Source organism: Pseudomonas sp. 2995-3 (genome assembly GCF_002742565.1).
In the GTDB taxonomy this organism is placed as follows: Bacteria; Pseudomonadota; Gammaproteobacteria; order Pseudomonadales; family Pseudomonadaceae; genus Aquipseudomonas; species Aquipseudomonas edaphica.
Window position 1 is genome coordinate 205,947 of record NZ_LJSB01000157.1, and the last position, 15,455, is coordinate 221,401.

11 protein-coding genes are annotated in these 15,455 nt (G+C 59.5%); 6 read left to right on the forward strand and 5 right to left on the reverse strand.

Annotation, left to right across the window (positions count from 1 at the left end):
• Positions 1-34: 34 nt before the first annotated feature.
• The 3 genes from alg8 to yaaA all read right to left on the reverse strand — a co-directional run bounded on the left by alg8 (position 35) and on the right by yaaA (position 4,574).
• Positions 35-1,516, reverse strand: a complete 1,482-nt coding sequence (alg8, locus tag AOA62_RS08580; RefSeq protein ID WP_032865428.1) for a mannuronan synthase — start codon at positions 1,514-1,516, stop codon at positions 35-37.
• An 83-nt stretch (positions 1,517-1,599) separates the two neighbouring features.
• Positions 1,600-2,916 carry a nucleotide sugar dehydrogenase gene (locus tag AOA62_RS08585; RefSeq protein WP_099548423.1) on the reverse strand — a complete coding sequence of 439 codons (1,317 nt, stop codon included), beginning with the start codon at positions 2,914-2,916 and terminating at the stop codon, positions 1,600-1,602.
• Positions 2,917-3,794: 878 nt separating this feature from the next.
• The gene (yaaA, locus tag AOA62_RS08590) at positions 3,795-4,574 is read right to left on the reverse strand and encodes a peroxide stress protein YaaA (RefSeq protein WP_099548424.1); all 780 of its coding nucleotides are present in this window, start codon (positions 4,572-4,574) and stop codon (positions 3,795-3,797) included.
• Between the two features lie 120 nt (positions 4,575-4,694).
• On the opposite strand from yaaA, the gene AOA62_RS08595 reads away from it, so the two are divergent.
• The 6 genes from AOA62_RS08595 to moaE all read left to right on the forward strand — a co-directional run bounded on the left by AOA62_RS08595 (position 4,695) and on the right by moaE (position 12,877).
• Positions 4,695-5,819 carry a polysaccharide deacetylase family protein gene (locus AOA62_RS08595; protein ID WP_099548425.1) on the forward strand — a complete coding sequence of 375 codons (1,125 nt, stop codon included), beginning with the start codon at positions 4,695-4,697 and terminating at the stop codon, positions 5,817-5,819.
• Between the two features lie 339 nt (positions 5,820-6,158).
• Positions 6,159-7,553, forward strand: a complete 1,395-nt coding sequence (locus tag AOA62_RS08600) for a PhoH family protein (RefSeq protein ID WP_012722339.1) — start codon at positions 6,159-6,161, stop codon at positions 7,551-7,553.
• Positions 7,554-7,862: 309 nt separating this feature from the next.
• On the forward strand, positions 7,863-11,597 hold the full coding sequence (locus tag AOA62_RS08605) for an autotransporter domain-containing protein (protein ID WP_099548427.1): 3,735 nt from the start codon (positions 7,863-7,865) through the stop codon (positions 11,595-11,597).
• Between the two features lie 115 nt (positions 11,598-11,712).
• Positions 11,713-12,186: a cyclic pyranopterin monophosphate synthase MoaC gene (gene moaC, locus AOA62_RS08610; RefSeq protein ID WP_056858942.1), complete on the forward strand. Its 474-nt coding sequence runs from the start codon at positions 11,713-11,715 to the stop codon at positions 12,184-12,186.
• On the forward strand, positions 12,183-12,425 hold the full coding sequence (gene moaD, locus AOA62_RS08615; RefSeq protein ID WP_099548429.1) for a molybdopterin converting factor subunit 1: 243 nt from the start codon (positions 12,183-12,185) through the stop codon (positions 12,423-12,425). Before moaC ends, moaD begins: the two co-directional genes overlap by 4 nt.
• Before the next feature lie 2 nt (positions 12,426-12,427).
• The gene (gene moaE / locus AOA62_RS08620; protein ID WP_099548430.1) at positions 12,428-12,877 is read left to right on the forward strand and encodes a molybdopterin synthase catalytic subunit MoaE; all 450 of its coding nucleotides are present in this window, start codon (positions 12,428-12,430) and stop codon (positions 12,875-12,877) included.
• 219 nt (positions 12,878-13,096) lie between these two features.
• Here moaE and rhlB read toward each other — a convergent pair whose 3' ends face one another.
• Positions 13,097-14,566 (reverse strand): ATP-dependent RNA helicase RhlB, encoded by a 1,470-nt coding sequence (gene rhlB, locus AOA62_RS08630; protein WP_026013543.1) that lies wholly within the window; start codon positions 14,564-14,566, stop codon positions 13,097-13,099.
• A 96-nt stretch (positions 14,567-14,662) separates the two neighbouring features.
• Positions 14,663-15,319: an alpha/beta hydrolase gene (locus tag AOA62_RS08635; protein ID WP_017135203.1), complete on the reverse strand. Its 657-nt coding sequence runs from the start codon at positions 15,317-15,319 to the stop codon at positions 14,663-14,665.
• Positions 15,320-15,455 lie beyond the last annotated feature (136 nt).

Here is a 15,455-nt window from a genome sequence, read left to right on the forward strand (position 1 = left end):
GTTCGATTTCCTAGTTAATTCAGGCTTGGCTGGGTCAGACCATCATCAGCAACACGGCGACGAAAATGCTGCCGGCGGAGAAGGTCATGGTCCGAGACGACCAGGTGTTGAACCAACGTTGAAAGCTGGCCAAATCGCGGGTCAGTTTGGTGTCCTGGCGGGTCCAGGACTGTTGATCAAGGCGGAAGAACACGTAGATCTTCACCAGCGCGCCCATGATCTGGTTGTAATAGAGAATCACCGGGTAGGCCGGGCCGATCTTGTGGCCGGAGCACGACAGCAGCAGGGTCAGGATCAGGCGGGTGATACCGATCCACAGCAGGTACGCGAGGATGAACGCGCCGCCGTATTTGAAGGTGGCGATGATCGCCACGGTCAGGCCGAGCAGGGAGGTCCACATCGATACGCGCTGGTCGAACAACACGATGCTGGTGAACAGGCCCAACCGACGCATACCCAGGCCCAGAGCGCGGGAGTTCTGGCGCAGGTTGTTGCCGTACCAGCGGAACATCAGCTTGCGGCTGGCCTTGATAAAGCTCTTTTCCGGCGGGTGTTCCACGGTGTGGATCGCGGCGTCCGGCACGTAGAAGGTGTCGTAGCCCAGGCGCATCAGGCTGAACCAGCTCGACTTGTCGTCACCGGTCAAAAACTTGAAGCGGCCCAGGCGCCAGTGTTGCAACGAGTCGCTTTCCACGTCGGCGATAAAGCCGGGGTCGGTCACCACGTTGGCGCGGAACACCGACATACGACCGGTCATGGTCAGTACGCGCTTGGACAGGGCCATGGAGCACATGTTGATGTGGCGCTGGGCGAAGCGCAGCTTGTGCCATTCGCTCATGATGTAGCCGCCGCGTACTTCGCAGAATTCGTTGGTGGTCAGGCCACCGACATTGCCGAACAGCTGGAACCACGGCACGGTCTTGCGCACTACACCTTCGGCGAGCACGGTGTCGCCATCGATCACCGCCACCACGGCGCGGTCATCCGGCAGGTGGCGCGAGATAGCGCGGAAACCGAAGGCCAGGCCGTCGCGTTTGCCGGTGCCGGCGATGCGCACGAAGTCGAGCTTTACGCGCTCCGGCGGGTTCATGCGTTCCCACAGGCTTTTCACCAGCAGCTCATCGGACATCTCCACCAGCGAGCACACCACGGTGGTTGGGAAGCCGCACTCGATGGCTTCGCGAATCACCGAGCTGTAGACCTGCGCGGTGGTCAGCGCGTCGATACGGAAACTGGTGACCATCAGGAATACGTGGGACGGGTCGGCCGCCTTGCCCAGCTTGCGCACCTTGCGGCGCAAGTGCGGGTAGACCACGTACAGGAACAGCATGCCGCGAAAGAAATGCGTAGCACCCATCGAGTAGCGCCAGATGCCGACGGCGCCAATCAGGAAAATAAAATTCTTCGACTGCGAGTCGAACGTACTCGCCGGCAACAGCAGGGCGAGACCCATCAGCAGGCTGAGGAAGAACAACCAGCCGGCCGATTGCAGTAATACATGTTTTAACTTGGACATAAGCGTCATCCGGAAGGGAAGGAGGCTTCAGGCTGCACGCGCTGGGGATAAAGACACGTGCAACCCGAAACTTGCCGTCGCTGTTACCAGCAAATGCCTTCGGTACGGCCACTGACACTGGTGGCCTGGGACATGAAGCCCACCAAGTCGATCACCTGTTTGCCGTGAGGTGCGTTGTGCGCCAGGGCACGGAATTTCTCGTCACGGTTGCCGAGGATGATCACGTCGGAGTTGTTGATCACGTCGTCGAAGTCGGAATTGAGCAGGGACGACACATGCGGGATCTTGCCTTCGATGTAGTCCTTGTTCGCGCCGTGGACACGGGCGTACTCGACGTTGCTGTCGTAGATGCTCAGGTCAAAACCCTTGCCGATCAGCATTTCCGCCAGTTCCACCAGCGGGCTTTCGCGCAGGTCGTCGGTGCCGGCCTTGAAGCTCAGGCCCAGCAGGGCGACTTTGCGTTTGTCATGGCCGGCGACGATGTCGAAGGCGTTCTGTACCTGGGACTCGTTGCTGCGCATCAGCGAGTTGAGCAGCGGCGCTTCCACATCCAGCGAGCTGGCGCGGTAGGTGAGGGCGCGCACGTCTTTGGGCAGGCACGAGCCGCCGAACGCGAAGCCTGGGCGCATGTAGTACTGGGACAGGTTGAGCGTCTTGTCCTGGCACACCACTTCCATCACTTCGCGACCATCGACGCCGACGGCCTTGGCAATGTTGCCGATCTCGTTGGCGAAGGTGACCTTGGTGGCGTGCCACACGTTGCAGGTGTACTTGATCATCTCGGCGACGGCGATGTCCTTGCGGATGATCGGTGCATCGAGTTCTTCGTACAGCGACTGCAGGACATCGCCGGAGGCTTTGTCGAATTCGCCGATGACGGTCATCGGTGGCAAGTCGTAGTCGGCGATGGCGGTGGATTCACGCAGGAACTCAGGGTTCACCGCCACGCCGAAGTCGACACCGGCTTTTTTGCCGGAGCAGTCTTCCAGAATCGGGATCACCACATTGGCTACGGTGCCTGGCAATACGGTGCTGCGCACCACGATGGTGTGACGGGTGGTTTTGTCACGCAGGACAAAACCGATCTCGCGGCATACCGCTTCGATGTAGTTGAGTTCCAGGTCGCCGTTTTTCTTGCTCGGCGTGCCCACGCAAATCATCGACAGGTCGGTATCGCGGATGGCGTCGGCGAAGTTGGTAGTGCCGCGCAGTCGACCGTTTGCGATGCCTTGGCTCAACAGTTCGCCCAGACCCGGTTCAACGATCGGCGATTTACCCGCGTTGATCAGGTCGATCTTATCCTTGGAGATGTCTACGCCGACCACTTCATGGCCACGGGCAGACAGGCAACCGGCACAGACTGCGCCAACGTAACCCAAACCAAATATGCTGATGCGCATCGCAATTACCTCTTTGTTTAATACAGGCCATTAGATGGCTGGAGTTCATGTTTGCAAGCGTCACTGATGCCGCGAAAGTTGGGCGAATAGACGCCGACTTACCGCGTGCAGGCATGTTTAATGACGAGTGACTAATAAGTGCACCCAAGGTGTGCGCAACGTGGCCTTGTTATTGGAGCTTGCCCTCAAATGCAGCCGGCCTTCCTGGGAGAAGGGCCTGGCGTCAGTGCCGCAGGGCCTTGATAGAGGCTGATAGCCTTTAAATATCAATGTCTTGGGTTGTATCACTGACCAATTAGGGGAAGCTTGGCCTTGGCCTTACAGTGCGTGGCAATTCATCCTTGTCGCCGCTATCAACTAATCAATTGGCAATATGACTCCTGAGTCAAAGTTGAAATATGACAACTTTGCTACTTCCGTGGGTTGGTCATGTAAGTCATCTCTTACAGCAACAGAGAATTTCGTTACCGGTGGTATGAGCGGTGCTTTAGGGTGAAGTTCCTGGCCGCTCATCCTGTTTCCGGAAATTTCTTGAAATATTAGAAAAGATGGCACTGGTACTATATTGATAGCACTTGCTATTTGGGCGAGTGGATATGGGGAGTTGAAGAGAGGGGATAGTTTTGTGCCACTAGTGTTTGAAAAAAGTGGTGCCACTACGAAAAAAAATGACGAATGTCGAGTGAAAGATTCGTTAGGAATCTGCTTGAGGTTTTTTTGACGTCAAACAAATGACTTTTTCGACGTGGAATGCAGACAAAAATGTGGGAGCTGGCTTGCCTGCGATAGCGGAGTGTCAGGTAAAGAAATACTGACTGACCCACAGCTATCGCAGGCAAGCCAGCTCCCACAGTTGAACTATAGCGTGAGAGCGGGCGCTATTCCGGTGCGTGATCGCGCAGGAACACCAAATTATCCGGCTTGGACTGCTCCGCATTGAAGCGATAACCCTGCACATCAAACTGCTTCAGTTTGGCAGGATCATTGATGCGTTCTTCAATCACAAAACGGCTCATCATGCCCCGCGCCTTTTTGGCGTAGAAGCTGATGATCTTGTACTGGCCGTTCTTCAGGTCCTTGAACTCGGTGTTGATGATCCGTGCGTTCAGAGCCGTGCGCTTGACCGCCGAGAAGTACTCGTTGGAGGCCAGGTTGAGCAGCACGTCGTCGCCTTGTTCGGCCAGCGCTTCATTGAGCCATTCGCTGATGCGCGTGCCCCAGAATGCGTAGAGGTCTTTGCCGCGGGCGTTGGGCAGTTTGGTGCCCATCTCCAGGCGGTACGGCATCATCAGGTCCAGCGGGCGCAGCAGGCCGTAGAGGCCCGAGAGCATGCGCAGGTGGTCCTGGGCGTAGCTGAAGTCGGCATCGCTGAAGGTTTCGGCATTCAGGCCGGTGTAGACGTCGCCCTTGAACGCCAGCAGCGCCTGCTTGGCATTGGCCGGTGTGAAGGCCGGGGTCCAGCTGCCGAAACGGGCGGCATTGAGGCCGCCGATTTTGTCGGAGACGTGCATCAACTCGCTGATTTGCGCCGGGCTCAATTCGCGCAATTGTTCGATCAGTTCCTGGGAGTGGTCGAGGTATTGCGGTTGAGTGAAGCGTGGGGTTGCCGGCTTTGACTCGAAGTCGAGGGTTTTGGCGGGGGAAATCACCATCAGCATGAAGTTGGCTCCTGTAATCGTGGCAGGGATTCTAGGGGGTTGAGTGGTTTGACTCCACCTATGATGGCGATAGGCACGATCCGCTATGATGGGCGGTAACTCTGGAGAGGGAGACCCTGCGTGCGCCTAGCACTATTATTGTCAGCCTGCTTACTGTGCCTGAACGCCAGCGCCGCGCCGGTGGATGTCGCCAGCCTGGACCGTGGCATCTGGCCCGAAAAGCTCAGCAGCCCGGCGCTGTTCGATGTCGCTTCGCGCGCTGAAATCCTGATGTTCGCCCATAGCCTGCTGGCCAGCGAAAACCAGGATGAGGCCGCCCTCAAGCAGCGTCTTGGTCTGAAAAACATCAACCTCGCCGCCATCGACGACCTGCGTCGCCAGCTCTGGCAGCGCCTGCTGGAAAACTACACGGCGGCCCAGCAGAGCTGCGAAGAGGACGCCTCGTTCTGCTACCTGGTGGAAAACATGGACGATCTGCGCGAGCAGGCCGGCAAGTTCCAGGTCAGCGATAACTCCTTCTATATAGGCTGGGCCGGGCCTAGCCATAACTTCCATGAACGCTACCTGGAGGAGCTGTTGCGCAAAGCCGCGCTGTTCCCGCAGATCAGCAGCGAAGTGCTGCGCTTTGGTGACCACGAACGCAATGGCGACGAGTTCAACGACCGTCTGTTCCTGCTGACCTTCGACGGCGGCCCGGCGCCGGTCAGCGGCAATACCGACTGGCTCACCGACTACCTGCGCAAGCAGAAGATGAACGCCATGTTCTTTGCCCTTGGCAGCAGTTTGCAAACCCGTGTGGAGCGCAGTTCCAGCAGTGACGTGCAGGCCTTGTACCAAGGCCAGTGCGTGGGCACCCAGGGTTGGCAATACCGCTCCCACAGCCATTGGGTCGAGTGGCAAAGCTCGATTACGCGCAGCGCTGCGCTGGTGCAGAACCTGATGCCGGAAAACTACGTTCCGCTGTTTCGCCCGCCCTATGGCCAGCGCCGTGCCGACAGCCAGGGTTTCTTCCAATCCCAGGGTTTGCAGGTGGCGTTGTGGGACATCGACTCCCAGGACGAACCGGGCAAACTCAAGGCCGATGAGTCGGCGCAACGGGTGCTGACGTTGATGCTGCTGTGGCGCAAAGGCGTGATCGTGTTTCACGACACCCAGGACAAGGCGCGGGTGGCATTGCCGATGTTATTGCAGGCAACGGCGCAAAGTGGCTTGGGGTGGCAGGACTGCCGGGAGGCATTTCGCTGAAGTGCCCGGCCCTGTTAGGGATGGGGGAATTCAGGGGTGATTTTGTGCGACATTTCGATGCAGGCGGACTTCCGACTTTAACGGGGTCACTGGCACTCGGCTAGTGCTATTCGTCATCCTGAAAAATAAATTTCAAAAAAGCGTCAAAGTGCTTTTTCCTGTCATGGGTTTTGCGGTATTACGAAGTCAGATCGCCGAACCCTGCAACACAGGTGGCGTCTTCCAAGACTCCTCATGTGGGCACTGCACTTGACGTCACTCAGGTGCAGTCGGTGGTCGAATCGAGGCGCAGCACCGCCCAGGTATTGCGTCGAATGGCTCCCACAAAGGTGACCGAGTATGGATGATCATGGACGTAACCCTTCTTCCGACCAGCCAATCCTTTATGTGCTTGATACCAACGTATTGATCCACGATCCAAACGCACTGCTTAACTTCGAAGAACACCACGTCGCCATCCCGATGATCGTGCTTGAGGAGCTCGACAAACTCAAAAGCGGGCACCACAGCGTGGCTGCCGAATGCCGCCAGGCGATCCGCCTGATCGACAAGACCTTGGGCGAAGCCTCACCCGAGGACGTTGAAGTCGGCGTGCCGATCCAGCGCGGCAAAAGCGGGCCTAAGGGCTTGCTGTCGATTCTGATGAGCAAGCGCAGCGAGCCCAACAGCCTGCTGCCGGAAAACCTCAACGACAACAAAATCATCAACCAATTGATCGACCTGCACGCGCGCGACAAGGACCTGCGCCTGGTGCTGGTGACCAAAGACATCAATATGCGCCTCAAGGCACGAGCGTGTGGGATCGCTGCCGAGGACTACAGTACCGACCAACTCGTCGACGACGTGTCGATGCTGTCGCGGGGTTATCACACCGTGACCGGCTCTTTCTGGGATCTTGTCAGCAAGGTCGAAACCCGTCAGGACCATGGCCGCACCTGGCACCAGGTACAGCTGATCGACAACCTGCCGGCCGTGCACATCAATGAATTCATCATCGACGAACAGGGGTTTGTGGGCTGGATCAAAGAGATCCAGGTCGACAAACTGCTGATCCTCGACCTGCATCAGGAACCCCTGTTGCATCAGGAAGCCTGGGGCCTGAAACCGCGTGACATCTACCAGAGCCTGGCGCTGTATGCGCTGCTCGACCCGGACATTCACCTGGTCAACCTGACCGGCGCTGCAGGCTCGGGGAAAACCATCCTCGCCCTGGCGGCCGCCATTGAGCAAACCATGGTGACCAAGCGTTATCGCCGCATCATCGCCACCCGCAGCGTGCAGGGCCTGGACCAGGAGATCGGCTTTCTACCCGGCACCGAAGCGGAAAAAATGGAGCCGTGGCTGGGGGCGATCACCGACAACCTCGAAGCCTTGCACATGGATGACGAAAACACCCATGGCAGCGTCGACTACATCCTCAGCAAAGTGCCGTTGCAGTTCAAATCCCTCAATTACATCCGAGGTCGCAGCTTCCAGCAGAGCCTGATTTTGATCGATGAATGCCAGAACCTCACGCCGCACCAGATGAAAACCATCATCACCCGTGCTGGCGCCGGTTCCAAAGTGGTGTGCCTGGGCAACCTGGCACAGATCGACACCCCTTACCTGTCCGCGACCAGCTCCGGGCTGACCTACCTGACGGAACGCTTTAAAGACTTCCCGAACGGCGTGCATATCGCGCTGCAAGGGGTACCTCGTTCGATCCTGGCCGAGTACGCCGAATCCCATCTGTAATCGCCCATGCTGTAGTTAGTGGCTAAATGCCACAAAATACCCCGGATTTCTCGCGAAGTTCGGGGTTTTTGTTATGGGCGACATTTGTCTTCGTTAATGCGTCCTGGGTGCTTGTAGGCTTTGTAATTATTTTGTTACATTTTTTATCGCCGAAAACTCTAAGAAAACAGCGTAACCCCGTCGAAACGCGATCGCTTTGATTCGACGATTTATTCAAGACCCGGCGTTGGTCTTGCGCGTGATCCTGCCTATTACAAAAAGCCCGATACATCGCTCATTGACGAAGCACATATCCAAAGGGAAAGGAAAATGGACGCAGCAGGTAATGGCTTCACTTTGTCGCAAAAACGCAAGCGCGCCACAGGCTCAAAATCGATACCCCTTACACCCATCGCACTCGGCTTGGCCTTATGGCTGGGCCAGGGCTCCATGGCCTGGGCCGATGACGCCAACCCCTACACGTCGCCAGTGCTGGAGTCGGCCTTCAGAAAAGCCGTTGCCTCGTTTGGCCCCAACACCGATGTGTATAAAAACCTGCGGTTCGCCTACGCCGATATCGTCGACCTGGCCGCCAAGGACTTTGCCGCACAGTCCGGCAAGTTCGATTCGGCCCTAAAGCAAAACTACGAACTGCAACCGGAAAACCTCACCATCGGCGCCATGCTCGGCGATACCAAGCGTCCGCTGGACTACGCCTCGCGCCTGGATTACTACCGCAGCCGGCTGTTCAGCAACAGCGGGCGCTATACCACCAATATTCTCGACTTCTCCAAGGCCATTATCGCCAACCTGCCGGCGGCCAAGCCCTACACCTACGTAGAGCCTGGCGTGAGCAGCAACCTCAACGCGCAACTGAATGCCGGCCAATCCTGGGCGGGCGCCACCCGTGACTGGAGCGCCAACGCGCAAACCTGGAAAACCCCCGAAGCCCAGGTCAACTCCGGCCTGGACCGCACCAACGCGTATTACGCCTACGCCCTGGGCATGACCGGCAAGGGCGTGAACGTCGGCGTGCTCGACTCGGGCATCCTCACTGAACACTTTGAGTTCCAGGGCAAGAATGCCCAGGGCCAGGACCGCGTGCAGGCAGTGACCTCCACTGGCGAGTACTACGCCACCCACCCGCGTTACATTCATGACACGCCGGACGGCCAGTTCCAAAAAGGCGAGCACTTCAGTATTTCCGGCGAGTACGACCCGAAGATCAATGACGGTCACGGCACGGAGATGTCCGGCGTACTGGGCGCCAGCCGCAACGGCACCGGCATGCATGGCATTGCGTTTGACGCGAATATTTTTGTCGCCAATACCGGCGGCACCGATGACAACCGTTTCCAGGGCTCCAATGACCTGGACTACAACGCGTTCATGGCCAGCTACAACGCGCTGGCGGCGAAGAACGTCTCGATCGTCAACCAGAGCTGGGGCCAGAATTCGCGCAATGATGTGGAAAACCACTTCGGCAACGTAGGCGACAGCGCGGCCGATAATTTGCGCGACATGACCGCTGCCTATCGCCCGTTCTGGGACAAGGCCCACGCCGGGCAAAAGACCTGGATGGACGCGATGGCTGACGCCGCGCGGCAAAACACCTTTATCCAGATTATCTCGGCGGGCAACGACAGCCACGGCGCCAACCCGGACACCAACGCCAACCTGCCGTTTTTCAAGCCCGATATCGAGAGCAAATTCCTCTCGATCACCGGCTACGACGAGACCAGCGCCCAGGTCTACAACCGCTGTGGCACGTCGAAGTGGTGGTGCGTGATGGGCGTTTCAGGCATCCCGTCCACCGGACCCGAAGGGGAAATTATCCCCAACGCCAACGGCACCTCTGCGGCTGCGCCGAGCGTCTCCGGGGCGCTGGCGCTGGTGATTCAACGCTTCCCTTACATGACCGCCAGCCAGGCGCGGGATGTGTTGCTGACTACCTCCAGCCTGCAAGCGCCGGACGGTCCCGATACGCCGGTGGGCGACCTGACCGGTGGCCGCACCTACGACAACCTGCAACCGGTGCACGACGCCGCGCCAGGCACGCCGCAAGTGCCGGGCGTGGTCAGCGGTTGGGGCTTGCCCAACCTGCAAAAAGCCATGCAAGGGCCGGGGCAGTTCCTCGGCTCGGTGGCGGTGGCCTTGCCGGGTGGTACGCGCGATATCTGGGCCAACCCGATTTCCGATGAGGCAATCCGCGCCCGCCGTGTAGAAGACACCGCCGAACAAGCCACCTGGGCGGCCACCAAGCAACAGAAAGGCTGGGTCAACGGCTTACCCGCCAATGCCTCTGACGATGACCAGTTTGAATATGAAATCGGCCACGCCCGGGAACAGGCGACGCTGGCACGCGGCAAGGATTTGCTCACCGGCACGACCTACGTCGGCAGCCTGGCCAAGTCCGGCGACGGCGAACTGGTGCTCGAGGGCCAGAACACCTATTCGGGCAGCACCTGGGTACGCGGCGGCAAGCTGTCGGTAGACGGCTCGTTGACCTCCGCGGTGACCGTGGATGGCAGCGCGGTAGGCACCCGCAATGCGGATAACGGCGTGATGACCACGTTGGGCGGCACACTGGCCGGTAACGGCACGGTGGGTGCCTTGACCGTGAACACAGGCGGGCGCGTGGCGCCGGGCCACTCGATCGGCACGCTGCACACCGGCGACGTGACCTTCAACCCTGGTTCGGTGTATGCCGTGGAGGTCGGCCCGAACGGGCAAAGTGATCAAATCCAAAGCAGCGGCGTCGCCACCCTTAACGGAGGTGTGGTGACCGTATCCCTGGAAAACAGCCCGAACCTGCTGTCTGCCACTGAGGCCCGTAGCCTGGTGGGCCAGCAGTTCAACATCCTGACGGCCAGCCAGGGCATCAACGGCCAGTTTGCAGCGATCACGCCCAACTACCTGTTTATCGGCACGCAGTTGAGCTATCAGCCGAACCAACTGAGCCTGGCCGTGGCGCGTAACCAGACGACGTTTGCCAGCATCGCGCAAACCCGCAACGAACGCGCCGTAGCGACGGCGGCCGAAGCCTTGGGCGCGGGCAGCCCGGTGTATGAAAGCCTGCTGGCCTCAGACTCGGCGGCGCAGGCGCAGGCTGCATTCAAGCAACTCTCGGGGCAACTGCACTCGGACGTGGCCGCAGCGCAAATGGCGGACAGCCGTTACATTCGTGAAGCGGTCAACGGCCGTCTGCAACAGGCTCAGGCGCTGGACTCCAGCGCGCAGATCGACACTCACGACAACGGCGGCTGGGTTCAGCTGCTGGGCGGGCGCAATAACGTCAGCGGTGACAACAACGCCAGCGGCTACTCCTCGTCTACCAGTGGCGTGCTGCTGGGCCTCGACACCGAGGTCGGCGACGGCTGGCGTGTGGGCGCCGCCACCGGCTACACCCAAAGCCATCTCAATGGCGAGTCGGCATCGGCGGACAGTGACAACTATCACCTGTCGGTCTACGGCGGTAAACGCTTCGACGCCATTGCCCTGCGCATGGGCGGTGCCACCACTTGGCACCGTATCGACAGCTCGCGCCGTGTGGCGTACGCCAACCAGTCGGACTACGACAAAGCTGACTACAACGCGCGCACCGACCAAGTGTTTGCCGAGATCGGTTACACCCAATGGAACCAGTTCGAACCCTTCGCCAACCTGACCTACCTGAACTACCAGAGCGATTCGTTCAAGGAAAAAGGCGGCGCCGCAGCCTTGCATGCCAGCAAGCAAAGCCAGGACGCCACGCTTTCCACCTTGGGCCTGCGCGCGCATACCCAACTGCCGGTCAGCTCGACCTCGGCGGTGACGTTGCGCGGTGAGTTGGGCTGGGAGCATCAGTTTGGCGACACCGATCGCGACGCCTCGCTGAAGTTTGCCGGCAGCGACAACGCGTTTGCGGTCAATAGTGTGCCGGTGGCCCGCGATGGCGCGGTGATCAAGGCCAGTGCGGAAATGGCCCTGACCAAGGACACGCTGGTGTCGTTGAACTACAGCGGTTTGCTGTCCAATCGGGGTAACAACAACGGAATCAATGCCGGGTTTACTTTCCGGTTCTAACGCAAGTGTTGGTATTTGAAGGGGCGCTTTGCGCCCCTTTTTTCATGGGATAAACAGCCCTGCGCAAAATTGACTCACAGGTTTACAATTGCCGCTCCTGATCAGGAGTATCCCTGTGCTGACTCATCTCGATTCCCAAGGTCGCGCCCACATGGTCGACGTCACTGACAAAGCCGTGACGTTCCGTGAAGCCGTGGCCGAAGCGCGGGTGCGCATGCTGCCCGACACCTTGAAAATGATTGTCGACGGCGCCCACCCCAAGGGCGACGTGTTTGCCGTGGCCCGCATCGCCGGGATCCAGGCGGCGAAAAAAACCAGCGACCTGATCCCGTTGTGCCATCCGCTGATGCTGACCGGCGTCAAGGTTGAACTGCGCGCCGACGGTGTGGACGCTGTGCATATCCTCGCGCGCTGCAAACTCAGCGGCCAGACTGGCGTGGAGATGGAAGCGCTCACCGCCGCCAGTGTCGCCGCGCTGACGATCTACGACATGTGCAAGGCGGTGGATCGCGGCATGACCATCGAAAGTATTCGCCTGCTGGAAAAGCTTGGCGGCAAAAGCGGGCATTTCAAGGCGGACCAGGCATGAGCATCAACGTATTGTTTTTTGCGCGTTACGCCGAAGCGACAGGCTTCGATTCGCTGGAGATGGAAGGCGAGTTCGCTACCGTCGATGCGGTGCGACTGGCGTTGGCGGCAGACCCTGCGTTTGCAGTCCTCACCGAAAGCAGCTTGATGTGCGCGCGTAACGAGGAGCTGTGCGACCTCGACGAGCCGGTGCAGGCCGGTGATGAAGTGGCATTTTTCCCGCCCGTGACCGGAGGCTGAGCATGGCCATTCGCGTACAGGCCGAGGCATTTGACCCCGGCGCAGAGGTCAACGCCATGCACGCCGCCAATGTTGGCGTGGGCGCGGTGGTGAGTTTTGTCGGTTATGTACGCGACTTCAATGACGGTCGCGATGTGTCCGGGATGTTCCTGGAGCACTACCCCGGCATGACCGAAAAAGCCCTGGCCAAGATCACCGTGGAAGCCGGGCAGCGCTGGCCGTTGCTCAAGTTGGAAGTGCTGCACCGGATCGGCGCGTTGGAGCCGGGCGAGCCGATTGTGTTTGTTGCGGCGGCCAGCGCGCATCGCCAGGCGGCGTTTGATGCCTGTGCGTTTGTGATGGATTACTTGAAGACGCGGGCGCCGTTCTGGAAGAAGGAAAACACGCCTGAAGGCCCGCGCTGGGTGGAAGGGCGGGGCAGTGATCACGCGGCGGCGGAGCGCTGGAAGTGAGCATCTGCTGAAGATCGATGGAGATCCAAATGTGGGAGCAGGGCTTGTGTGGGAGCTGGCTTGCCTGCGATACAGGCACCTCGGTTTTTCCGTTGCACCGAGGAGATGCTATCGCAGGCAAGCCAGCTCCCACACAAGCCAGCTCCCACACAAGCCAGCTCCCACACAAGCCAGCTCCCACACAAGCCAGCCCCCACATCTCCTACTGCATTTCAGCTATTAAGGGCGTTTGCGTTCCACAGCCCGCAGCAAATGCGTCGGCGGCGTTTCGCAGCTGATCTTGCGACCCAGCAACGTCTCAATCGACGGCAGCTGGTACGAGTCATCTTCCCCTGCAAAGCTGATCGAAACACCCGCCGCCCCGGCACGGCCAGTACGGCCAATGCGGTGCACGTAGTCGTCCGGCACTTCCGGCAGGGTGAAGTTGATCACGTGGCTGATGCCGTCGATGTGAATACCGCGCCCGGCCACGTCGGTGGCCACCAGCACGCGGATCTTGCCTTCGCGGAAACCTTCCAGGGTCTTGATACGCTTGTGCTGCGGCACATCGCCGGACAGTTGCGCGGCATTGACGCCATCACGTACCAGGCGTTCTTCGATGCGGCGTACTTCGTCCTTGCGGTTGGCGAACACCATCACGCGCTCCCAACCGTTGTCGTTGACCAGGTTGTAGAGCAGCTTGTACTTGTCGGCCCCGGCCACGGCATAGATGTGTTGCTCAACGTTTTCGCTGGCAACGTTCAGCGCTTCGATCTCGACGATGGACGGGTCGGTGGTCCACTGCTTGGCGAGGTTCATCACGTCTTCGGTGAAGGTCGCAGAGAACAGCAGGGTCTGGCGCTCGTTTTTCGGCGGAGTCTGGCGAATGATCTGGCGCACTTGCGGGATAAAGCCCATGTCGAGCATGCGGTCGGCTTCGTCCAGCACCATCACTTCAACCATGTCCAAATGCACGTCGCCGCGCTGGTTGAAGTCGAGCAGGCGGCCTGGCGTGGCCACCAGGATGTCGCAGTGACGGGCTTCGAGGTGCTTGAGCTGCTTGTCGAAGTCCATGCCGCCCACGAACGTCATGACGTTGAGGCCGGTGTACTTGGTCAGGTCGGCGGCGTCCTTGGCGATCTGTACCACCAGCTCGCGGGTCGGGGCGATGATCAGTGCACGCGGCTCACCCATGTAGCGTTCTTTGGGCGGTGGCGTTTGCAGCAGTTGGGTGATGATCGAGATCAGGAACGCGGCGGTCTTGCCGGTGCCGGTCTGCGCGCGGCCGATGGCGTCTTTACCGGCGAGGGTGAAGCCCAACACCTGCGCCTGGATCGGCGTGCAGTACGGGAAGCCCAGGTCCTGGATGGCATGCATCAGTTCCGGGGCCAGTTTGAAGTCATGGAAGCGGGTCTTGCCTTCCTGGGGTTCAACCACGAAGTCTTCGAGTTTCCACGGGGTCACGGGCGGCTTCGGTGCGCGTTCACGACGGGGCGCTTTCGGCGCCGGCGCGGGGGCTGCCTCGACAGGTTGGGCCTGTTCGGGCGCGGTCACCTTTGGCTTCTGCGGCTGTGCGGCAGGTGCGGTCCGGCCGGGCTGTTGGCCGTCATTGCGGCTGCCGGAGGAGGGCACAGGAGCACTGGGAACTGGCGCGAGCGGCTCAGCCTCGCTTTTGCCGAACATCTTCTTAAGTGCTTTGAGCACGGTGATCTCATTAATTGGTTAAGGAATGTACGCCGGCCAGTGTAATGCAAGAAACGGGCGCGGCGTAGTGCGTCTGTCATACGGCTACATAAACTGTGGTTTTCAGCCCAGCCGGGCGGTCAACCAGGCACCGATATCGGCGATCTCTTGAGGTAACACTTCGTGACCCATTGGGTATTCCTGCCATGTCACGGTGACACCACGGCTGTTTAAATGCTCGTAGGCGCTGCGGCCCATGGCGTTCTGCACCACGTCGTCGTATTGGCCGTGCAGGCACAGCGTTGGAATGCGCTGCTGGCTGGCGGACAACTCCAGCTCATCCCCGAAGGTCGGTGCATAAGTCGAGAGGGCGATTACGCCACCCAACGGTCCCTGCCATTTAAGGAAGGCGGTGTGGAAAACCACGGCGCCGCCCTGGGAAAAACCGGCGAGGAAAATTCGCGAAGCGTCTATTCCGGTTCTCTTCTGTTCTTCGATCAAATCCGTGACCATTTTGGCCGAGGCTTCCAGCTCTTCCAGGCTGATCGAGCGAGCCGGGCTCATGGCCTTGATGTCGTACCAACTCGGCATCTCGTAACCGCCATTTATGGTTACCGGACGTGTCGGTGCCTGGGGCAAAACGAAGCGGGTGCTCAGCAGGCTTTCCTGCAACGCTTCCGCCACCGGCAAAAAGTCGTAGCGATCAGCACCCAGGCCATGCAACCAGATAACGCAGGCGTCTGCGGGCTTGGCGGGCTGAAGAATCAAGGGTTCGGTCATGTCTGCTCCATATATGTGCGTGCGCTCCGATTGGGTGCGTCGGAACGGTGCGCGACGGGTTGATCTGTTAAGAGAATGTCGCAACGTTGAATGTTTTTCTATTGACCAAGGGCTGAAACGACTCAGCCACCACTCT